The sequence below is a fragment of the Lysobacter sp. Soil_N_23 genome, assembly GCF_057656135.1.
Genome location: NZ_JBDGKY010000002.1, coordinates 305746 through 326367, shown reverse-complemented (window position 1 = coordinate 326367; position 20622 = coordinate 305746). Strand labels below are relative to the sequence as shown.

Below are 20622 nucleotides of genomic sequence, written 5' to 3'. Positions count from 1 at the left end.
GAGGTTCCGGAAGTGTTGGAAGTCGGACACGAGACGGGCGCCGCATCGCGGCGGCCGCGGTAGTTGCCAGCTGTGGTGGTTACCAGCTGAAGCCAGCGCCCGCGCCGACGCTGGAGTCGTCGCTGGTGAAGGCGGCACCGGCGGAAACGCTGGCGCGGTTGTTGTTGAACGCACGCTGGTAGCCGACGGAAATCGCCGCTTCGCTGCCGTAGGTGCCCACGCCCACGCCCACGCGATTGGCGCCGGACAGGCCCGAGGTGTTCGCCGACATCTGCGCCATGGCCGCGCTCATCGCGCCCACGCGCTGGATGCGCTCATCCTGCTTGATGAAGCGGCTGTTGACCGTGTCCTGCCAGTCATCCAGTGCCTGGAAACGCGAATCGGTGTAGGCATTGGCCTGGCTGAGCGTCTGCGTGGCCTGGCTGCGTACCTGCGCGACGTTGGCGGCGTCGGTGTCGGCGGTGCCGGCTGCAACGTTCACGACCTGGCGTTCGCCGCCGGCGGTTCCGACCGAGACCGTGTTGGCGCGATCGGCGAGCGAACCCTGGCCGATGGCTACCGCACCGGTCGCTGCCGCATCCACAGTCGCACCCTGGCCCAGTGCCGTCCCGCTGGCAGCCTGCACCGACGCGCTTTCGCCAACTGCCACGGCATTGGTCGCCGCTGCCGCGATCGTCGCGTTGGCGCCGATTGCAGTGCTGCCGTCGGCCTCGACGCGGGCGTTGCCGCCGAGCGCTGTGTCGTTCGGGCCTGCGGCGAACGCACTGTTGCCGATCGCAATGCCATTGGCGCCGTTGGCGCTGGCTGCCGAGCCCATCGCCACGGCCTTGCTGCCGGCGGCGGCGGAGGCCTTGTCGCTGCCGTCGCCGTTGCCGTCGACCGAGATCATGTCGATCTGCCCGGTCGCACCGCGCAGGCTGTCGATGTCGTTCTCGACGCTCCCAAGGCGGCCGTCGACGTCGTCGATGCGGGCATTGGTATTGGACAACCCCTGCTCGACACCGTCGACCCGCCCGTTGGTGTCGGCCAGGCCCTGTTCAACCGCATCGACGCGAACTCCCGCATCGCTCACGCCCTGGGCGATCTGGTCGACACGGTCCTGCACACCATCGATGCGCGAGCCGGCATCGACCAGTCCCTGGGCGAGGCCATCGACACGCGTGCCCACATTGGCCAGGCCCTGTCCCAGTTCCGTCGTGGCGGCATTGAGCTGGTTGACGTTGACCGCGTCGGTGCCGTTCTTGCCGGCGGCGACATTGGTGACCTGGCGCGCGCCGCTGGCACTGCCAACCGATACTTCACCGACCGAGTTCTGTCCGCCCAGGCGACCGCTGCCGTCGACGTAATTGCTCAGTGCGCCGACGGTGGTGCGGGAACCGGCGCCGAGCGCGACCGAGTTGGCAAACGTGGCATTGGCTGCCGCACCCAAGGCCAGGGCATTGGGCGTGGCTGCGGCGACCTGGCTGTTGCTGCCCAGCGCGATCGAGTTGTCGCTTCCGCTGCCGGTCGTGGTGCCGGCGATGCGCGCGTTCGGCCCCAGCGCCATCGCGTTGGCGGCGTAGAGCACCTGCGCATTGAAGCCCAGCGCGACCGAGTTGCCGGCCTTGAGCGTGCTGAAATCGAACGAGTCCGGACGGTAGCCGGGCTGGGTCGAGTCGCCACCGCTGCCCGGCTTGAGCACCGGCGCCAGGTCCACCACCGAGGCCTTGGTACCGAGCGCGACGCTCTGCAGGCCACCGGCGTAGGAGGCATTGCCGTAAGCAGAAGCCTTCTCCGACGAGATGGCCGAAGCGCCGACGGCGGTGCCGTTGGCGGTGAACAGGTACTCGTCCTTGATGGTCGCCGGCGCCTGCCAGAAAGGCAGGTAGCCAGTGGAGGCATTGGCCCCCATTACCACGTTGTTGCTGCCCGGTCCGAGCGTGTTGTAACCGATGGCGATGGACTTGTCGCCAACCCCTGGCACCAGGTGGCCGTTGCTGTGGTAGCCGGCCCAGCTACCGATCGCGATGGAGTTGTCACTGTATGCGTAGGAGTTGGCACCAAGGGCGATCGAGGCATTGCCGGTGGCCGTCGACCAATAGCCGATCGCCACCGGTGCGTAGGAGTCGACCTTGGTGAAACTCTTGACTATGTTGGTATTGGCATGAAGTGCCAGGTAGCCATCGGTGCGCGCCGATGTGCCGATCGCGATGCCGTAGGTGGAATAGGCCTGGGCACCGGGCCCAATGGCGGTCGCGTTCTCCATGACCGCCTCGGCCTCCCTGCCCAGCGCGATCGCGTTCAGCCCGGATGCCGTTGAGCCCGTGCCTACGGCCGCTGCGTAATCGGCGCTGCTGTTGCCGCCACCGAGCGCGAGTGAACCCAGGGCGGTGGCATTGCTGCCGGTGCCGAAGGCGCTGCTGGACGCACCCTGAGCGGTACTGCCCGAACCAAACGCGCTGCTGGACGCGCCAACGGCGTTGCTGCCAGCACCGAAGGCGCTGCTGGACGCACTGGCAGCACTGCTGCCGGTACCGATCGCGGCGCTGTCGGTGCCTTCGGCAGTGGCGCCGTAGCCATAGGCGCTGGCGTTGTTGCCGGCGGCAGCGGCGTTGAATCCGGCGGCGGTGCTGTTGTCGCCCAGCGCGAACGTGCCGGTGCCCAAGGCCGTGCTGTTCACTCCGTCGGCCCAACTATAGGCACCGAACGCCGCAGCGTTGTCGGCATCGGCCATCGCATAGGCACCGCTGGCCGTGCTCGCATTGCCCGAGGCGTAGCTCAGCGTGCCCAGCGCGGTGTCGGACGCGCCACTGGCGCTGGCCTGCGTTCCGACCGCGGTGGCTTCGTCGCCGCTGGCCTGGGCGTCGGTGCCGATGGCGGTCGAGCGTGTGCCGGAGGCAAGCGCGTTCACGCCGCAAGCTACCGATGCGGGGTCGGTCGCCGAGCCGACCGGATTGCCCGAGGCGTCGACGCAGAACGATTGCGCGCCTGCAATGGCGGGCACCAGGCCCAGCGCAAGGACGATGGCGTGCGCCAGGCGCGCAGGACGCGGGCGGCTGGCAGCGGAAAGCAGCTTCATGGAGATCTCCATCGACGGGACTTGGCCGCGCCGGTTCGGTTGCATGGTGTGTTGGGCATGCGTCGCGGGTCCCCCAGAACGCATGCTTTCAGCCTATGCAGCGGAAATTGGCGTGGATTTGACCGCCGGTCCCAACGTTTGGCAGCGCGTACCAAGTGCACGGCTGAACAGGCGATCAACCCGATTGCGATGCCCTGGCCTGCCCCGGGGGCATTCCGAAGCGCCGCTTGAACAGACGCGTGAAGGCGTGCAGGTCGATGAATCCATGCCGGTATGCAATCTGGGCGATGTTGGCTTGCGCGGAAGCCGTTGCCAGGGCGTCGCGGCAGTGAAGCAGGCGAATCTCTCGCAGGTAACCCATGACGGTGAGCGATCGCGCGGCGAACAGCCGATACAGCGTGGTCCGCGAACAAGCCACTGCCGCGGCCACTTCGTCCACCGACAGGTCCGTGCGACGAAAATGCTGCTGCAGATAGCGCTGGGCTTTGGCCAGGAGGAGGTCGCGGCCGTCGCGAGGCGGGTGGACGGCGCCACTTGGCGTCAACAGCCCCAGCATGGTCATGTCCACCAGCGACAGCAGGGCGCGTTCGCGGGCAGCCGCGTCAAGATCGCCGCCACGTGCGGCGAGCAGCCGCAGCATCGCCTTGAGCGGCTTGGCGATCACCGCGTCATGGATCGGCATCACGGCGCGGGTTCGCGCCTGGATGGCCAGGCCCGGAAGCGACAGCCTGCAGTGCTGGGGCAACTGAAGGCACAGGTCGCTATGGGCACTCCATTCGATCTGCTTCACCGCGCCGGTGTCGAGGGCGAACAGATCGCCTTGCCCTACCTCCAGCGTGGTGTCGCCCCCGTGTGCAGTGATGCGCGCCCGGCCGGACAGCAGGAACACCAGGCGTAACCGGGCTTGCGTCGCATCGAACGGCCGGACGACGGCCGCCATCGCCCGGCTGTGGAGGAAGCGGACATCGCCTTCGCCCATGGTGCTGTATTCACAGACGAACTGATGCGGAGCCAGCTTGCTGGCAACTGTTTGCAGCTCCCAGTTGTAGCGCTCGCGCGCAACGGCGCGCCATTCCTCCAGGGAGACCGGCGACGACGTGCCGGAACGGCCATCGCCGACTCCCATCGGCGAGGCAAGTGCACGGTGCACGGTCGGGCCGCTCCATCGGATCCCCGGCCCTGGTCTCTCTCGTTCCATAAGACGTACCAGGCGCGGCGTCGTGCCTGCACGGCGCCGCGCGAGTTCCAGCACTTTCAGGTGGCGGGCCAGTGGCCCGGGCACCTGAAGAGTCCGCTCACGGCGGCGGACCTTCCATGGGGTTTTTTCCCTTGGCCATGCGTTCCGCCGGCATGGACGGACAAACGTCAGTGACCTTCCAACGCCCTCGCCTGTCCCGGGGTCATCCCGAATCGGCGCTTGAACAGACGCGTGAAGGCGTGCAGGTCGACGAAGCCGTGCTGGAAGGCGATCTGGCCGATGTTCGCCTGCGCCGGCGATGCGGCCAGCGCGGCACGACAACGCTGCAGCCGGGTCTCGCGCAGGTAGCCAAGCACTGTCAGCGAATGCGCGGAGAACAGACGGTAAAGCGATGTGCGCGAGCAACCCACCGCCGCGGCGACCTCATCGACCGACAGGTCGTGGCGGCGGAAATGCGTCTGCAGGTACAGCTGTGCCTTTGCCAGCAGGATGTCCTGGCCGCTCCCGGATTGGCCGGCGAGGACGGCCGGTGCGCGCAGTGCCATGACCGTCAGGTCGACCATGGTCGACAGCATCCGCGTGCGCGCGTGTTCTGGCAGCTCACCGCCGCGTGCGGCCAACAGTCGCAGCTGCGCCTTGAGCACGTTCGACAGGACCGGATCGTCGATCGGGATCACCGCCCGTCCGGATCGGCAGGCTCCACCTTCCGGCAGTGGCAGTGCGTCATGCCCTGGCAGCTGCAGGCACAGGTCGGAATGCGCCGTCCATTCGGCGTCCTTGACCACGCTGGTGTCGAGCACGAACAGATCGCCCTGGCCCACCTCGGCCTGCCCTTGCCCGGCATGGGCGCGGATCCGCGCCTGTCCGGACAACAGGAAAACCAGGCGGATGCGCCCTTGCGCCGAGTTGAACGGCCGCACGCGTGCAGCCATCGCGCGGCTGTGCAGAAAGCGCGTGTCGCCGTCGCCCCAGGCGCTGTATTCGCCGACGAATCGATGCGCCCCCGGTGGATCGGATTGCAGCTGCAGATCCCAGTTGTAGCGCTCGCGGGAGACCTGGCGCCACTGCTCGAGCGTGAAGCTCCTGGCGCCATCGCCGCGCGCGTGTGCCGCACCGACCACGGCCCCACGACGGGATCGCCCCGGGGCTGCACCGTGACTGCGATCTGCTTCGGGTTTCTGGTCGCCTTCTGCCATGGAACTGCCGCGGCAGCGCCCCCCAGGGCCGCCACGCGGACTGACTGCATCTTCGAGCCACGGGCTCGCCAGCGCTGATTAGCGCAGGCCCGGGGCAGCGCCGACTTGTCCTCACACGCCATCGGCTTGCCATCACGCGACAATCATCGGCGGATGCGTATCTGCCTCGCTGTCGCAACTGCTGTCGGTTCCCCGCCTTGGCCGGACCGCTGATCCGCATCACCGCGCTGACCCACTACCGCGAACTCGTTCGCGAACTCGGCGGTGACCCCGAGGCGCTGCTGCGCCGCTTCAATATTGCGCCCGACCTGCTCGACGTGCATTACGCGATGGTGCCGATGCTGTCGCTGGTGCACCTGCTCGAACGCACGGCGTGGGAACTGGACTGCCCGGATTTCGGCCTTCGCCTGTCGCGGCAGCAGGACTGGAACATCGTCGGCCCGGTGGCGCTGATCGCGCGCAACGCTCCCGACGTCGGCGCGGCGCTGGACGATTTCGCCCGCTTCATCGGCTTCTACAGTGCCGGCACCGTCTTCGAACTCGACCGCACGACCGCGCCGGATGCGCCGCGGCTGACCTACCACTTCGAGCTTGGCAGGCCGGTGGGGCCGAGCCGGCAGGCGGTCGAGCGCGCGCTCGGACTGATGCATCACGTCGTGGGGATGCTGCTGGATGATCGTGCCTTCCACGCCCAGTCGGTGCTGTGCCGCCACGACCCCGTCCTGCCGCTCGCGCACTACCGCAAGTACTTCGGGACCCGGGTGCTGTTCGGCCAGGAGATCAACGCCCTGGTCCTGACCCGTGCCCAGATCGCCCGCCCCATCGATCGCCACAACCGGATGATGCGGGCGTTCCTCGTCGACTTCGTCAGCCGCGAGATCGACCGGCAACCGCGCAACGTGCGCGAACATGCCACTTCATCGATCGATCGCCTGCTTCCGACCGGGCGTTGCTCGCTGGTCAGCGTGGCCGAGCAATTGGCCATGCACTCGCGCACCCTGCAACGGCAACTCGCGGACGAAGGACTGTCCTTCGCGGCATTGCTCGACGCGGTACGTCGCGACCGCGCCCAGAGCTACCTGGCCGAACCGGCCATGCCGATGACCCAGATTGCCGGCCTGCTCGGATTCGGCGAACAGAGCTCGTTCAACCGGGCATGCCGACGCTGGTTCGGCCAGACGCCCCAGTCAAGGCGGCAAGCGCTGCTGGACGAAGCGCCTTGACCTGCGCGCTCCCTGGGCATCTCATCGGCGGGTGTCCGGGAACTTTTCGCCCACTGCCGCGTCTGCGCAGTTGAAAGCGTCCCGCGATCAGGAGAAGCATCCATGGCACCCGCCGGTCCCCTGAAATCCATCGACCATGGTTCGCTGGCGGACATCGAGCTGGCGGCGCTGGTCCGGCGCGGCGACCGTGACGCTTTCCGGCAGATCATGCAGCGCTGCAACCAGCGCGTGTTCCGCATGGCCCGCAGCGTGGTGGGCAACGATGCCGAAGCCGAGGACGTCGTCCAGGAAGCGTACCTGCACGCCTTCGAGCACATCGCGACGTTTCGCGGCGAGTCCTCCCTGACCACGTGGTTGACCCGGATCGTCCTCAACGGCGCGCACAGCCGTCTGCGGCAACGCCGCAACACCGTGGAGCTCGACCAGATCGACACCATGCACAACGCCGGAGCCCGTGTCGTGCCATTTCCTTCCAGGTTCGGCAGCGAGGATCCCGCTGCGGCTGCGTCGCGCGACCAGGTACGTCGCCTGCTCGAGCATGCTGTGGACGATCTGCCCGAACCGTTCCGCGTCGTCTTCATCCTGCGCGACATCGAAGGCTGCTCGGTCGAAGAGACCGCGAGCAGCCTTGCGCTGCGCACCGAAACCGTGAAGACGCGCCTGCATCGCGCCCGGCGTCTGTTGCGCGCCGCATTGAACGACACCCTGGCGGCCACCCTGTCGGACGCGTTCCCCTTCCTGGGATCGCGCTGCGAACGGATGACCGCAACGGTACTGGCCAGGCTCGAGGGCGCGCGAGCGCCCGATCACCCCTCCACCGACTGAAGAGGATCCGACCATGTTGAAAGCAGCCCTGATCGTGTTTGCGATCGCCGCCATGGGCGGCCTGTTCCTGGCGGCTCATGTGCTGCGTGGTCGACTGGCACCCTGGGTGATCTCCGTCATGCACGCGTTGCTGGGTGCCACCGGACTGGTGCTGGTGATCATGGGCGTCGGGCAAGGCGGCGCGCCGGCACTGGCGACCGCGGCGTTGGCGATACTGGGCCTGGCAGCGCTCGGTGGTTTCTATCTCGCCTCGATCCACCTGCGCGGCAGGGTCGCCCCCAAGGCGGTCGTGTTCGTGCATGCCGGCGTGGCCGTTACCGGCTTCCTGGTGCTGCTCAGCGCAGTGATAGGGCTGTAAGGCATCGGCGCCGCCTCGCCAGTTCACTGGCCCTGCAAATTGGCTCCGTTGATCCGGCGCCGAGTGGCTCTCCAAACTGCTGTTCCAGATCGATAGCGTGGTGCCATTGGCGCGCGACCGAGCGCGCCGCACCAGCGAGACCGTCATGGCCCTGCGCTATCACGCACTTTCCGCTTCGGCGCCGTTGCCGATCGCGGGCGACGAGCAATGGCTCCAACTGACCGCAGCCAGCGACGACGCCCTGCGCTTGCCGCGTGACTGGATCTCGCTGCTGCTGCCGTTGCGAGGTGGCCTGCAATTGCAGGGCAGCGATTGCCAGTGGCAGCTTCGCAATGGGCAGGCCCAGCTGTGGTGCGGGGGACCACTTTCGGCGCAGGCCATGCACGATTCGCTGTGGCTGTGCCTGACCGGCCATCCCGCCGCCTGGGTGCGTCACTTCGGCAACGCCAAGGCGCTGCACGAACAGCTTCCCTGGCAGCACACCGCACCGCGTCTGCTGCGCCGGCAACTGCTGCACCTCGCATGCGGGCTGCGCGACGGACAGTCCCCCGCCGACGAAGCACTGGCGACGCTGCTGGGCGATCAGCAACAGGCCATCGCCGCGCGCCTGCCACGCTGTCGCGGTCGCAACAAGTCCCACCGGCGCCAGACCCTGCTGCGCCTGCTGCACGTGCGCCACCTGGTGCGCTGTCATGTCGAGGCCGATGACGAATCGGAAGCGGCGATCGACCTGGCCTGGCTGGCCGATCGCGCCCACTACTCGTCCGGCCACCTGATCCGCATCCACCGCGAAGTATTCGGCGAAACGCCATCGGAGTACCTGGCACGGCTGCGCAGCGCGCGCGCCTGGCGACTGGTACTCGAAACGGCGATGCCGGTCGGCGAGATCACGCAGGCGCTCGGGTTCGAGAGCCAGAGCGCTTTCTGTCGCGCGTTCAAGCACACCTTCGGCATGACGGCGACGCAGGCGCGCCGCAACCATGCACATGCCCCCTCGACTCACGACACTGCCGCCGAGGCGACGCCATGCGCGGCCTGAGCAACACCATCGAACCATCTGTGCGGCGTGCGCTGACCTGGATGCTGCTGGGCGGCCTGTGCATCGGTACGCTCGACATCCTTTTCGCCACCGGCTTCTGGGCGCTGCGCGGCGTTGCTCCGCAGCGGGTCCTGCAGAGCGTGGCCGCCGGCGTACTCGGCAAGGACAGCTTCAGCGGCGGCAGCGCGAGCGCGATGCTTGGCCTGTGCCTGCACTACCTGATGGCCATCGCAATGGCGAGCGTCTACGCGATGGCCGCGCGCGATGCCACCGCGCTGCTGCAACGCCCATGGCGTTACGGCGCGCTGTACGGACTGGCCCTGTTCGCGCTGATGAGTTTCGTGGTCGTGCCCCTATCCGCTGCGCCGCGCAGTGGCGCGCCGCTGCCGCTATGGATCGCATCCAGTGTCGTCGCCCACATCGTCCTGGTCGGCTGGCCCTGCGCCTGGTTCGCGCGGCGCGCCTGGCTGGGCGCATGGGGATCGCCGCCCATGGCGACGATGCTCGAACGCCCCGGCTGATCCCGCATCGCTTTACGCCCGGCGCGCACTGAGGCTGGCGTCAGCGGAGACCGGACGCGCCCCGGCCCCGACCCTACGCAACGGAGACTGCAATGAACCCCATCGCTACCGGCCTGCTAGTCCTGCTCACCCTGGCCACCGCACCGGCTTACGCGCACGGCAACAAGTGCAAGAAGATCCACGCCGACCTCGTCGAAGTGTCGTCCACGCAAGGCTGCAATCCCGGCCTGGCCACGTGCTTCCTTGGCGAAGTCGACGGCAATCACGGCCTGCGCGGCGTCACCCACTTCAACGGCGACAGCGGTGCCGCCGGCCCGGCAACGTCGCCCGGTTTCATTTCCTATAGCGGCCCGTTCGAGTACCGCCTCGAGAAAGGCACGCTGACCATGCGCGAGACCGGCGTCACCACGTCAGGCCCGGCAGCGGGTGTGGTCACGGCGTACCAGAAGATCGTCGCCGGTACCGGCGAATTCGCAGGAGCCGCCGGCTATTTCTTCGTCAGTGGCCTGAAGGATGGCCAAGGCATGATCGACACCTTCATCAACGGCGAGATCTGCTTCCAGGAGTGATCCGCCCGGCAAAGGGCCTTCCCTCCCCCCAACCCTCTCCCTGCACGGGAGGGGGCTTTTTTGGTGTTGAGGAGATACGGGGTGATGTCGTGCCCTCGACGCACCACGGAGGAGCAACGTCCATGAGTTCTCGCCTTCGCGGGAATGACGAGCAATGCAACGTCGCTGGGTCCCCGCCTTCGCGGGGATGACGGGCTTCTTTAGCCCCTCTCCCGTTTACGGGAGAGGGGTTGGGGTGAGGGCCACCGAAGACCGTGCAACAAAGCACCGAAGCGTCGTCCGCCGGGTCGGGGATTGCGCAGCAGCGGGACATGGATGTCCCGCGCCCCGCATTCGGACAGGATGTCCGACTAAGGGGCGGAGCAATCCCCGACCCGGCGGACGACGCCGTGCCGCAGACGAAAGCTGCATGCAAAAGAAAACGGACCGCATCAGCGGCCCGTTTGCCCTCACCCAACTCGCACCCCGCAAGCGGGAGAAGGGCTTAGTGCCCGCCGCCGTCCAGTGCTTTCAACTCGCTGACCAGCGCACTGGCCATCTCCGCACCATCGCCATAGAGCATGCGCGTGTTGTCCTGATAGAACAGCGCATTCTCGATGCCGGCGAACCCCGTCCCCTTGCCGCGCTTGATGACGATCGTGTTCTTCGAGTTGGTCACGTCCAGGATCGGCATGCCGTAGATCGGCGAGGCCGGATCGGTCTTGGCCACAGGATTGACCACGTCGTTCGCACCGATCACCAACGACACATCCGTATTGGCGAACTCCGGATTGATATCGTCCATGTCGGCGATCAGATCGTACGGCACGCCGGCCTCGGCCAGCAGCACGTTCATGTGGCCCGGCATCCGCCCGGCCACCGGATGGATCGCGAACTTCACCTTGACCCCGCGCTCCATCAACTTCTGGCTGAGCTCCCAGATCTTGTGCTGCGCCTGCGCCACCGCCATGCCGTAACCGGGCACGATCACCACGCGCTCGGCATAGGCCATCATCGCCGCGACATCGCCGGCCTCGATCGGCTTCTGCGACCCGCTGATCTCTTGCGCCTGCCCGCCGCCACCGAAGTTGGAGAACAGCACCCCGTGGATCGGCCGGTTCATCGCCTTGGCCATCAACTGCGTCAACAGCGTACCGGCCGCACCGACCATGGTGCCGGCGATGATCAGCGCCTCGTTGCCGAGTACGTAACCTTCAAACGCCACCGCCAGACCGGTCAGCGCGTTGTACAGCGAGATCACCACCGGCATGTCGGCGCCACCGATCGGCAGCGTCATCAGCACGCCCAGCGACAGCGCCAGCACGAAGAAGGCGATGATTGCCGAGGTGCTCAGCGTATGAATGGCGATGCCGCCCATGACGATCATCGCCACGAACACGGCCAGGTTGAACAACTGCTGCCCCGGGAACACCACCCGCTTATCGAGCCGACCATCGAGCTTGGCCCAGGCAATCACCGAACCCGACAACGACACGGCACCAATCGCCGCGCCGAGCACGGCCAGCACCAGCGACGTCATCGACGGTGCCCGGCCTTCGCCGGAGAACCGCAACAACTCGACCGCACCGATCGCCGCCGCCGAACCGCCGCCCATGCCGTTGTAGAGCGCGACCATCTGCGGCATGTCGGTGATGGCGACCTTCTTGCCCGATACCCACGCCAGGCTCGTGCCGATGCCGAGCGCCAGCACGATCAGCGCCAGGTTGTGCAGGCCCGGCAGCAGGAACGTCGCCACCGTGGCGATGACCATGCCCAGGCCGGCCCAGCGGATGCCGCTGCGCGCAGAGACCGGCGAGGCCATGCGCTGCAGGCCCAGCAGGAACAATGTGGCGGCGACGAAATAACTGGCGGCGGCGATCCAGGCGAACGTGGTCTGCATGGCGCCGCTCATGCCTTGCCTCCGCTCTGGGCGGAGCCGGGCTTGCGGCTGGCCTTGAACATTTCCAGCATGCGCTCGGTGACGACGTAGCCACCGGCGGCATTGCCGGCGCCCAGCAGCACGGCGATAAAGCCAATGACCTTTTCCAGCGTTGTATCGGCATGGCCGAGCACGACCATGGCGCCGATCAGGACGATGCCGTGGATGAAGTTGGACCCGGACATCAACGGCGTGTGCAGGATCACCGGCACCCGCGAGATGATCACGTGGCCGGCGATGGCCGCCAGCATGAAGATGTACAGCGCTACCAAACCGTCGCCCATCATCCCTACCCCATCCCGATGTCTCCCGCATCATAACCGTGGATGAACGCGGCGCCAGCGCCGTCCACCGGCGGCTGTCAACCGGAGCCGCCGGCAGGCGTTGTCTCCCCCGAAGGACGGGCCAAGACGGTCCGCCAGATCGGGAGGGACCGCTATGAGGCATGCAGCACTGAAACACACGCTGTCGGCTGGACTCGCAATTGTCATGCTGGTCGTCACTGCCGCGGCATTCGCCGGCGACCGTGGTGATCGGGTCGAACGGCGCATGGACCGCAAGGGCGACCGCATCGATGCCCGCCTGGACGCCCGCGGCCACCGCATCGACCAGCGCCTGGACCGCCGTGCCGCCTGGCAGGACGCGATCGGCCACGAGCGTCGTGCCACCCGGCTCGACCGCAAGGGCGACCGCATCGCCAACCGGCTGGACCGCCGCGGCGACCTCGTCGATGCGCGCTGGGACCGTCGTGGCGACCGCTTCGACGCACGCTGGGATCGTTGGCATTAAGCCGGGCCCCGTATGCTGCGACGCGTGAGCCGCGAACCCGACGACGACGTGCTGGCCGCCACCCCGGCGCAGGCACATGTGCGCGCCGCCTCCAGCGAGGAGGCGGTCGCGCGCTTGCCGGCATCGCTGGAGGAATTCCTCGCCGGGGTAGGCACGCGAGCGTTTCGCTTCGCCGAACTGGGCCTGCGCCAGCGCGACGACGCCCTCGATGCCGTGCAGGACGCGATGATGAAGATGTTGTCCTACCGCGACCGGCCCGCCGAGGAATGGACGCCGCTGTTCTGGAGCATCCTGCGCAGCCGGATCGTGGACGTGCAACGACGTCGCACGTTCCGCCTGCGCTGGCTGATGCCGACTCCCGAAAGGGACGACAGCACCCTGGACTGGGCCGACGACGGCCCCGATCCGTCGCGCACGTTCGACGGCCGCGAGGCCTATGCAAAGTTGTCCGAGGCGATGGCGAAGCTGCCGCGCCGGCAGCGCGAGGCCTTCAGCCTGCGCATCCTGGAAGAACTCGACGTCGCCACGACCGCGCGGGCGATGGGTTGCAGCGAAGGCGCGGTCAAGACACACCTGTCGCGTGCGCGCGAGTCGTTGCAGCGACAACTGGAGGACTGGCGATGAGCCATCACGAACAAGACAATCACGCCTTCGACCAGGCCATGCGCCGACTGCACGCGCAGGCTGTGGACCAGGTGTCGCCAGCGACGCGCGCGCGTTTGCGTGTCGCCCGCCAGGCAGCGACCACACCCGCGGCGGCACGCGAGCATCGCCGCGGCCCGGGCTGGATACTGGCAACGGGCTTCGCCGCGGTGTCCGTGCTGGCGATCGGACTGCTGCTGCGGCCGTCGCCGCAGGCACCTGCCGTCACTTCGCCTGCGTCCGCGGTGGCCGCTGCGACCACCGCCACTGCTTACGACGCCGACACGGCCCTGGCCACGCTCGACGAGAACCCCGACCTTTATCTCTGGCTGGCCTCGAACGACGACGCCATGCCCGCTCTGGACCCGTGACATGCGGAGTAACGACATGCGTACCGTTTCGCCTCCTTCCCGACTGACGCGCGTGGCCGCGGTGCTGGCGCTGCTGGTCGCCGCCTCGCCGGTGTTCGCCGCGCCCGTGTTCGCCGAGAGCCCGCCGAAGGACGCGGCCACCGCACCGGCCAAGCCGCTGCCCACCTGGGAGCAGCTCACCCCGGCCCAGCGCGAACAGCTGATCGCCCCCGTGCGCGAGCGCTGGAACAACCAGCCCGAGGAGCGCCAGCGCATGCTCGACCGCGCGCAGCGCTGGCAACGGATGACACCCGAGCAGCGCAAGCAGGCCCGCCACGGCATGAAGCGCTGGGAACACATGAGCCCGGAACAGCGCGAGCAGATGCGGGCCCTCTACGCCAAGATGCGCGGCATGGACGAGACACAGCGCGCCGCGCTCAAGGCGCAGTTCCGGGCGATGACGCCCGAGCAGCGTCGCGCCTGGGTGCAGGCCAATCCCGCCCCGCCCGAGCAGGACGGACCGCCGCAGCGCTGAGCAAGCGACCCTGATCAGCGCAGGTCGGGGCTGAAGCCCCTCCCACAGTCGCCAATTGGCGCGCTCGTGCTCTAGGATGCAGCGATCAGGTTCTGGAGCAGAGCATGGCGGGCATCACCATTGGCGTTGCAAGCGAAACCGCAAACGGCGAACGCCGTGTCGCACTGACCCCGGAAACCTGCAAGAAACTCGTTGCCCGCGGCGCGCGCGTGCGCGTGCAGCGCGGCGCCGGCCGCGCGGCCAGTTTCGACGACCAGGCCTACGCCGACGCGGGCGCCGAACTGGCCGACGACGCCGCTTCGGCATGGAACGACGCCGATGTCGTGCTGTGCGTGCAGCCGCCTGCTGCGCAGTCACTCAACGCATTGCGCCAGGGCACGGCCCTGGTCGGACTGCTTGCGCCGCAGGGCGATGCCGCCCGCGGCGAAGCGATCGCAGCGCGCGGACTGCTCGCCTTCCCGCTCGAGCGGCTGCCGCGCACCACGCGCGCGCAGGCCATGGACGTGCTCAGTTCGCAGGCCGGCATGGCCGGTTACAAGGCGGTGCTGATCTCCGCGCAGCTGGCACCGCGCTTCTTCCCGATGCTGACCACCGCCGCCGGCACGATCCGTCCCTCGAAGGTGCTGATCGTCGGCGCCGGCGTCGCCGGCCTGCAGGCGGTGGCGACGGCCAAACGACTGGGCGCGCAGGTCGAGGGGTTCGACGTGCGCCCGGAGACGCGCGAACAGATCGAATCGCTGGGCGGCAAGTTCCTGGACCTGGGCGTCAGCGCCGCCGGCGAAGGCGGCTACGCACGCGCCCTCACCGACGAGGAGCGCGCCGAACAGCAGCGCCGCCTCGGCGAGCACCTCAAGGGCATCGACGTGATCGTCTGCACGGCCGCGGTCCCGGGCCGTCCTGCACCGAAGATCGTCACCGCGGCCATGGTGGCCGGAATGAAGCCTGGCAGCGTGATCGTCGACCTCGCCGCCGAGACCGGCGGCAACTGCGAGCTGACCCGTCCGAGCGAAACGATCGAGAGCAACGGCGTGACCGTCGCCGGCCCGCTCAACCTCGCCAGCAGCGGCGCGGTGCATGCCAGCGAAATGTACGCACGCAACGTGCTCAACTTCGTCAGCCTGTTCGTGACCGAAGAAGCCTCGCGCGAAGGCCGCCTTGCGATCGACTGGAACGACGAGTTGCTGGCGCGCACGGTGTGGCCGGAGCGCGCGGCGCCGCAGGCGTAATCGACGCATAGGCGCAGACGCAGCGAGCGCCCACCGTCCTACACATCGTCGTCCCGGCGAACGCCGGGACCCAGGCCGTCACGCCTTCAGCCCTGTCACCGTCATCCCGGCGTACGCCGGGATCCATTTTGACGTTGACGTTGGCCGCGGCCTCAGCCTTCGGAGCGGCGTTGTCCGCAGGGGCGGGGAGTGCTCCGCCCCTGCGGACAACGCTCTGGCGATCGGCTGCATGGTCTTCGACGAGCAACGAGCAACGACGCTGGGTTCCCGCCTGCGCGGGAATGACGGGTACACCTCACCGTCATCCCCGCGAAGGCGGGTATCCAAGGACATTGGCATTGGCTTTGGCTCTGCGACTTCGAGGTGCGCTTCGCAGCCAGCAGCAGTCCCAGACCCGGGGGGCGCCGCACAGGACGAGTGACCCGCCGCTTTAGTGGCGGAAGCTTTTGATGTTGCGTCCTTGGACCCCACGAGCAGAGGCAAAGTCAAAATGGATCCCGGCTTTCGCCGGGATGACGTGACGGGGCTGATGGGGTGTGGACCTGGGTCCCGGCGTTCGCCGGGATGACGGCCAGGTCAGCGCGCGACCGGCGCCCGATCCAGGTGACGACGCACCTGTCGCATCGCCTCGTCAAAGGCAGTGCGCTCGGCACCGATCGTCAAGCGCCCGGCACTGGCCAGCGACGCCAGCTCCTCGGGCGAAACCACCAGCATGCGGATACCGCGACGATTGACCAGCAGGAAACGCGAAGTCAGCGGACTGACCCAGGCAATCTTGGCCGCGACCGACTCACCCTGCGCATCGGTCAGACGCACCCAGTCGCCCACTTCCAGGTTGCGCATGCGCTCGGCCAGGATCTGGTCATGGGTCATCGTGTCGGTGCCACCGACCAGCCACAGCTTGCGCTCGCTCTCGGTGACGTCGTCTTCGGGCATCGTCAGCGTGGGCGGCGGACGGCGGAGGCGCGGCGTGTCCGGCGTCGCCAGTGCGCGCACCAGACCGGCCATGCCGTGCTGCGCGGCGCTGTCGTCGAGGCCGGAGCTGGCCAGGCATTCGACGATCGCCGGTTGCAGCGCAAGCAACTGGTCGGCCAGTTCGCGGCCGCGGTTCTGCTCGGCCATGCGGTCGGCCATCAACAACGCATCGCCCAGGGCAATTGCCTCGGCATGTCGGCGCGGATCGGCGCCGTCGCGCAACAACGTCTGGACGACGTGATGGCGCCACGGCATGGCCAGGAAGTCGGCCACGGCCTGGGTCAGTTCGGGCTCGGCCAGGCGCTCGCTCAGCGCCGATTCGGCCTGCTCGCGTGCCGCGCCCAGCCGCTCGCGGCCATAGGTGGCCTTGGCGGCGCGCTGTTCCTGCAGCTCGATGCGGCGACGCTGCTGCGCCAGCAATGCATCGAGTTCGGCATGCGCCAGCTCGAACACGGCGAGGTCTTCGTTGTACTCGGCGACGATGCGCTGCGAGATCTCGGTGGCGCGGTCGAGCAGTTCGCGATCCTGCGCGGTCTCGGCGTCGTTGCCCTCGCAGGCCTCGGTGATCGCGTCGAGCAGGCGGCGCGCCGGATGCTCGCGCTTGACGAACACACCGTTGTCGGTGAGCGCGACCTTGACGTAGGGCAGCACCAGCCGCGCGTAGAGGCGGCGCGCGCGGTCCTGCAGCGCGTTGTGCTGGAACAGCGAATCGAACAGCAGCGCGACCAGGTCGATCGCGTCCTCTTCTTCGGAGCTGAAGCAGGCCTGCTCGGGATTGAGTCCGAGGCGGCGGGCACCGTCCTGGATGTGGTCGCGGATCGTCTCGCCGAGCCTGCCCGACACCGCCAGCGCACGTGCGAACGCGTCCGGCGGCTCGGCCTGCAGCAGCGAGGCGACGCTGATGATTTCATCCACCCGCATCTCGCGGCGCGGGCCGGTGGCACGTGCCGAGGCCGTGCCGAGCGCCAGGGCGGCGTCGTCCTTGGGCAGGCTTTCGCGCCAGGCATGCAGCTGGCTGCGCAGTTCGGCCAGTTCGCTGGCCATGGCCGCGATGTCCTGGTTGGACATCGGGGTCGACAGGGTGCGGCCGAAATTGCCCGCCGCGGAGGCATGCGCGAACGGCGCGGCGGCGCCAGGCCCGCCGAAGCCCTCTCCGGGTCCGCCGAAGCCGGGCGGTGGCGCATAGCCTTCGCGGCGCGGTGCTTCGGCACGCGCACCGGCCGCCGCAGGTGCGGCGCTGCCGTAGCCGGAGGTCGCCAGCAGCGTGTTGACGCGCGCGTACAGCTCGCCGAGCACGCGCACCAGCTCTGTTTCGTAATGACGGAACAGGCGGGCGCGCAGGGTGTCGGGGACCTGCGCTTCAAGGAAGGTCTGGGCAAAGGCCGTGACCAGGCGGTCCGGGCCGATGGGGTTGACCCCGGCCGGCACCCGCATCGCCTCGGAGAGGGTCTGCAGGCGGCTTTGCAGGGTGTCCAGGGGGCGGGCGAACCGCGCCACCAGTGCCTCGTTCAGGCGGCCGCTGGCCAGCTCGTATTCCAGCTGCTGCTCATCGACCAGGCGCAGCTGGACCTCGCCACCGCTGCGGATGCGCAGCGCGCGGAATTCGTCGAAGCCCTGCGCGACCTGCTGGCGGTAGCGCATGACATGCGACGCCTGCTGCTGGCGCAGCATCCACAACGCGGCCTGTTCTTCATAGAAGTTGTTCTTGCCATCGGCCTTGAGCGAGGCGAGCTTGAGCGCATCCTCGATCGGGCCGTAGAGCGTGCCCGGCAGCCCGCCGAGCGCTTCCAGGGCCTGACGCTTGATTTCCTCAAGCATGCGCATCGGATCGGTACGCGTAGCTTGAGCGACGCCGTGCGGATAGCCGGACACTAGCTTGTTCCCCAGAGTTGCGTGAACCGAACCTGCCGTGCGCCGGCAGTTGGTAGGCGCATAGTGGCAAGATACGACCTCGCCTTGCAGGCCCACTTTGAGCAATTGTGACTGATGTCGCGAAACACTTCTGACCCGTCCCAGGATTTCGACCTGGCCCTGGCCACCCTGGACGCCCGCCGCTCGGTCCCGCCCAAGCAGCTTGGCGAACCCGGCCCCGATCCGGACACGCTCATGCGCCTGTTGCGCTCGGCCGTTCGCGTGCCCGACCACGGCAAGCGGGTGCCGTTCCGCTTCATCAGCTTCAGCGGCGATGCCCGCCACGCCTTCGGCGAGCGCCTGGCGCAACGCAGTCGCCAGCGCGATCCCGACGCCAGCGACGCGGTCATCGAGAAGGACAGGCTGCGATTCTCGCACGCCCCCCTGGTTGTGGCGGTGATCGGACGGCTCGGGCCGGACGAGAAGATTCCCGAGTCCGAGCGTTTCTCCTCGGCGTCATGCGTGTGCTTCGCCCTGCTCCAGGCCGCCCAGGCGCTGGGCTATGGCGCGATCTGGCTGACCGGCTGGCTGGCCTACGACGCGCAGGTCGCGCAATGGCTGGGCCTGGCCGAGCATGAGCGCGTGGTCGGCTTCGTCCATATCGGCACGCCAAAGCTGGACGCGCCCGAGCGCGAGCGCCCCGACCCGGCCGAGCTGCTCAGCGCGTGGTCGCCGACATGAGCGGCGCCGACACCATTGCGCCCGCCCCGGTCGCGACGCGTGCACCTGGAGCGACGCTGTACCTTGTCGACGCCAGCATGTATGTGTTCCGCGCCTGGCACTCGATGCCCAACGAGTTCCACGACGCCGACGGCTGGCCCACCAATGCCGTGCACGGCTTCGCCCGCTTCCTGCTCGAGCTGATCGACCGCGAGCGACCGCAGCACATCGCCATCGCTTTCGACGAAGCGCTGGACTCGTGTTTCCGCAACGAGCTGTACCCGGCCTACAAGGCCAACCGCGAGTCGGCACCCGAAGAACTCAAACGCCAGTTCGTGCATTGCAAGGCGCTGTGCGTTTCGCTGGGCCTGGCCGTGCTGTCGCATGGCCAGTACGAGGCCGACGACCTGATCGGCAGCGCCGTGCATGTCGCGCGCGGCAACGGCTTCCGCTCGGTGATCGTCTCCGCCGACAAGGACCTGTCGCAGTTGCTGGGCGACCACGACGAACAGTGGGACTTCGCCCGCGGCCAGCGCTGGGGCGCGGCCGGCGTGCCCGAACGCCACGGCGTACAGGCGCGGCAGATCGCCGACTACCTGGCGCTGACCGGCGATGCCGTGGACAACATCCCCGGCGTGCCGGGCATCGGCGCCAAGACCGCGGCGGCGCTGCTGGCCCACTTCGACACGCTCGACGCCCTGCTGGCGCGCGTGGAGGAAGTGCCGTACCTGCGCCTGCGCGGCGCCGCCAGTGCGGCGGCGAAACTGCGCCAGCACCGCGAACAGGCCTTGCTGTGCCGCCAGCTGACCACGATCGCGCTGGATGCGCCGCTGGGCGACATCAGCCTGCAGTTCGCGCGCGGCAATGGCGACAGTGCCGGGCTGGGCGCGCTGTGCGAGGCGGTGCGCTTCGGTCCGATGACCCGGCGACGGCTGTACCAGTCGGCCGGTCTGGACTTCGCGGCGTCACAGGTCCCGGCATAGCATTCAGGCAAACACGACAGGAACGTCATGAACGATCAGGCCCAAGAACCGCTGGAGACCCTGTACGAAGGTCCGTGGCTGCGCATGCGGCGGCGCGGCCGCTGGGAGTACGTCGAGCGCACGCATGGCGACGGCATGGCGGTGATCGTCATCGCGGTGACGCCGGACGACAACGTGCTGTTCGTCGAGCAGTTCCGGATCCCGCTGGGCGCGCGCACGATCGAGATGCCGGCGGGGCTGGTCGGCGACGACCATGCCACCGACACGCTGGAAGCGGCTGCGCGGCGCGAACTGATCGAGGAGACCGGCTGGTCGGCGCAACGCGTCGACGTGCTGCTGGTCGGCCCGACCTCGGCCGGCATGAGCAACGAGCGCATCGCCTTCGTCCGCGCACGCAACTTGAGCAAGGTCGGCAGCGGCGGCGGCGTCGACAACGAAGACATCACCGTGCATGAAGTCCCGCGCGCGCAGGCGCCGGCATGGCTGATGCAGAAGCAGAGCGAGGGCTACGAGCTGGACCTGAAGCTGTGGGCGGGGCTGTGGATGATCGAGCACAACCCGGACGGGTCGGCGGCGGCGTAGCCCCCTCTCCCTTGCCGCCTTCGGCGGCCTGTCCCTCTCCCACAAGGGGAGAGGACAACGCGGA

General features: G+C 68.3%; 20 protein-coding genes. 14 read left to right on the top strand and 6 right to left on the bottom strand.

Features of this window, described 5'->3' with window-relative positions; all coding sequences use genetic code 11:
• Window positions 1–79: 79 nt before the first annotated feature.
• The 3 genes from AC3A3X_RS03250 to AC3A3X_RS03240 all read right to left on the bottom strand — a co-directional run bounded on the left by AC3A3X_RS03250 (window position 80) and on the right by AC3A3X_RS03240 (window position 5377).
• Window positions 80–3058 (bottom strand): YadA-like family protein, encoded by a 2979-nt coding sequence (locus tag AC3A3X_RS03250; RefSeq protein ID WP_487581608.1) that lies wholly within the window; start codon window positions 3056–3058, stop codon window positions 80–82.
• A gap of 175 nt (window positions 3059–3233) precedes the next feature.
• Window positions 3234–4184: a helix-turn-helix domain-containing protein gene (locus AC3A3X_RS03245; protein WP_487581607.1), complete on the bottom strand. Its 951-nt coding sequence runs from the start codon at window positions 4182–4184 to the stop codon at window positions 3234–3236.
• Between the two features lie 239 nt (window positions 4185–4423).
• Window positions 4424–5377 carry a helix-turn-helix transcriptional regulator gene (locus tag AC3A3X_RS03240; RefSeq protein ID WP_487581606.1) on the bottom strand — a complete coding sequence of 318 codons (954 nt, stop codon included), beginning with the start codon at window positions 5375–5377 and terminating at the stop codon, window positions 4424–4426.
• Between the two features lie 272 nt (window positions 5378–5649).
• Here AC3A3X_RS03240 and AC3A3X_RS03235 point away from each other — a divergent pair, with 272 nt between their 5' ends.
• The 6 genes from AC3A3X_RS03235 to AC3A3X_RS03210 all read left to right on the top strand — a co-directional run bounded on the left by AC3A3X_RS03235 (window position 5650) and on the right by AC3A3X_RS03210 (window position 9987).
• Window positions 5650–6675, top strand: coding sequence for an AraC family transcriptional regulator (locus tag AC3A3X_RS03235; RefSeq protein ID WP_487581605.1), 1026 nt, complete (start codon window positions 5650–5652; stop codon window positions 6673–6675).
• Window positions 6676–6777: 102 nt separating this feature from the next.
• The gene (locus AC3A3X_RS03230) at window positions 6778–7500 is read left to right on the top strand and encodes an RNA polymerase sigma factor (protein ID WP_487581604.1); all 723 of its coding nucleotides are present in this window, start codon (window positions 6778–6780) and stop codon (window positions 7498–7500) included.
• 13 nt (window positions 7501–7513) lie between these two features.
• Entirely contained in the window at window positions 7514–7858 is a 345-nt protein-coding gene (locus AC3A3X_RS03225) for a hypothetical protein (protein WP_487581603.1), read from the top strand.
• A gap of 106 nt (window positions 7859–7964) precedes the next feature.
• Window positions 7965–8897 carry a helix-turn-helix transcriptional regulator gene (locus tag AC3A3X_RS03220; protein WP_487581602.1) on the top strand — a complete coding sequence of 311 codons (933 nt, stop codon included), beginning with the start codon at window positions 7965–7967 and terminating at the stop codon, window positions 8895–8897.
• Complete coding sequence (locus AC3A3X_RS03215; protein ID WP_487581601.1) at window positions 8885–9418, top strand: hypothetical protein; 534 nt, start codon at window positions 8885–8887, stop codon at window positions 9416–9418. The genes AC3A3X_RS03220 and AC3A3X_RS03215 overlap by 13 nt, the downstream gene beginning before the upstream one ends.
• A gap of 92 nt (window positions 9419–9510) precedes the next feature.
• The gene (locus tag AC3A3X_RS03210; RefSeq protein WP_487581600.1) at window positions 9511–9987 is read left to right on the top strand and encodes a hypothetical protein; all 477 of its coding nucleotides are present in this window, start codon (window positions 9511–9513) and stop codon (window positions 9985–9987) included.
• 484 nt (window positions 9988–10471) lie between these two features.
• On the opposite strand, the gene AC3A3X_RS03205 is transcribed toward AC3A3X_RS03210, so the two are convergent.
• On the bottom strand, window positions 10472–11878 hold the full coding sequence (locus AC3A3X_RS03205) for an NAD(P)(+) transhydrogenase (Re/Si-specific) subunit beta (RefSeq protein ID WP_487581599.1): 1407 nt from the start codon (window positions 11876–11878) through the stop codon (window positions 10472–10474).
• The gene (locus AC3A3X_RS03200) at window positions 11875–12189 is read right to left on the bottom strand and encodes an NAD(P) transhydrogenase subunit alpha part 2 (protein WP_487581598.1); all 315 of its coding nucleotides are present in this window, start codon (window positions 12187–12189) and stop codon (window positions 11875–11877) included. Before AC3A3X_RS03200 ends, AC3A3X_RS03205 begins: the two co-directional genes overlap by 4 nt.
• 205 nt (window positions 12190–12394) lie before the next feature.
• Here AC3A3X_RS03200 and AC3A3X_RS03195 point away from each other — a divergent pair, with 205 nt between their 5' ends.
• The 5 genes from AC3A3X_RS03195 to AC3A3X_RS03175 all read left to right on the top strand — a co-directional run bounded on the left by AC3A3X_RS03195 (window position 12395) and on the right by AC3A3X_RS03175 (window position 15447).
• On the top strand, window positions 12395–12694 hold the full coding sequence (locus tag AC3A3X_RS03195) for a hypothetical protein (protein WP_487581597.1): 300 nt from the start codon (window positions 12395–12397) through the stop codon (window positions 12692–12694).
• 48 nt (window positions 12695–12742) lie between these two features.
• Window positions 12743–13318 carry an RNA polymerase sigma factor gene (locus AC3A3X_RS03190; protein ID WP_487581631.1) on the top strand — a complete coding sequence of 192 codons (576 nt, stop codon included), beginning with the start codon at window positions 12743–12745 and terminating at the stop codon, window positions 13316–13318.
• Window positions 13315–13707, top strand: coding sequence for a hypothetical protein (locus AC3A3X_RS03185; RefSeq protein WP_487581596.1), 393 nt, complete (start codon window positions 13315–13317; stop codon window positions 13705–13707). Before AC3A3X_RS03190 ends, AC3A3X_RS03185 begins: the two co-directional genes overlap by 4 nt.
• A gap of 16 nt (window positions 13708–13723) precedes the next feature.
• Window positions 13724–14221: a DUF3106 domain-containing protein gene (locus AC3A3X_RS03180; RefSeq protein ID WP_487581595.1), complete on the top strand. Its 498-nt coding sequence runs from the start codon at window positions 13724–13726 to the stop codon at window positions 14219–14221.
• A gap of 104 nt (window positions 14222–14325) precedes the next feature.
• On the top strand, window positions 14326–15447 hold the full coding sequence (locus AC3A3X_RS03175; RefSeq protein ID WP_487581594.1) for an NAD(P) transhydrogenase subunit alpha: 1122 nt from the start codon (window positions 14326–14328) through the stop codon (window positions 15445–15447).
• Window positions 15448–16023: 576 nt separating this feature from the next.
• Here AC3A3X_RS03175 and AC3A3X_RS03170 read toward each other — a convergent pair.
• Window positions 16024–18240 carry a DUF1631 family protein gene (locus AC3A3X_RS03170; RefSeq protein WP_487581593.1) on the bottom strand — a complete coding sequence of 739 codons (2217 nt, stop codon included), beginning with the start codon at window positions 18238–18240 and terminating at the stop codon, window positions 16024–16026.
• Between the two features lie 168 nt (window positions 18241–18408).
• Between AC3A3X_RS03170 and AC3A3X_RS03165 the strand changes: the two genes are divergently transcribed.
• From AC3A3X_RS03165 to AC3A3X_RS03155, 3 genes are read left to right on the top strand one after another with little or no spacing between them, the layout of a single operon-like run.
• A complete protein-coding gene (locus tag AC3A3X_RS03165; protein WP_487581592.1) occupies window positions 18409–19014 on the top strand; it encodes a nitroreductase family protein in 606 nt (201 codons plus the stop codon).
• Window positions 19011–19976 carry a 5'-3' exonuclease gene (locus AC3A3X_RS03160; RefSeq protein ID WP_487581591.1) on the top strand — a complete coding sequence of 322 codons (966 nt, stop codon included), beginning with the start codon at window positions 19011–19013 and terminating at the stop codon, window positions 19974–19976. Before AC3A3X_RS03165 ends, AC3A3X_RS03160 begins: the two co-directional genes overlap by 4 nt.
• A 27-nt stretch (window positions 19977–20003) precedes the next feature.
• Window positions 20004–20558 (top strand): NUDIX hydrolase, encoded by a 555-nt coding sequence (locus tag AC3A3X_RS03155; protein ID WP_487581590.1) that lies wholly within the window; start codon window positions 20004–20006, stop codon window positions 20556–20558.
• Window positions 20559–20622 lie beyond the last annotated feature (64 nt).